The following is a 429-nucleotide window of genomic DNA, read 5'->3' as shown; positions in this document are numbered from 1 at the left end:
GTAGCCGCCGATCGCGCGCGCGTGCAGCGCTCCGCGCTGCGCACCGGCCTCTGGGTCGGCATCGCGTCCGCCGCGGTGGTGACAGCGGTCACCGCGACGATCATCACCGCCCTGCTCACCGCGAGCCGGCCGGGCCCCCGCCCACACGGCCGACCAGGCGAGCCGCTCGGCGATCGCATCCTCGATCTCGACGACGTGCTGCCGGTCGTGATCGCGATGGGCGTGATCGGGGTGCTGCTGCTCGGTGTCATCGCCTGGTACGCGTCGCGGCGGGCGTCCGAACCGCTCGCCGAGGCCCTCGGGGTGCAGCGCGCCTTCGTCGCGGACGCGAGTCATGAGCTGCGCACACCGCTCACCACGTTGAACAGCCGTATCCAGCTGGCGGAGCACCGGCTGCGACAGGGCGAGGACGTCGGGCGGGTGCTGGCG

General features: G+C 73.7%; 1 protein-coding gene. It reads left to right on the top strand.

Annotated features, from left to right (window positions below; translation table 11 throughout):
- Positions 1-21: 21 nt before the first annotated feature.
- The coding region (locus BGN97_RS01425) for a histidine kinase dimerization/phospho-acceptor domain-containing protein (RefSeq protein WP_363331386.1) at positions 22-429 on the top strand (408 nt) is incomplete at its 3' end.

The organism is Microbacterium sp. 69-10, assembly GCF_001897945.1.
Classification (GTDB): Bacteria; Actinomycetota; Actinomycetes; order Actinomycetales; family Microbacteriaceae; genus Microbacterium.
Note: the sequence above shows the minus strand (reverse complement) of the source record. Positions and strands in the feature narration are given on the sequence as shown.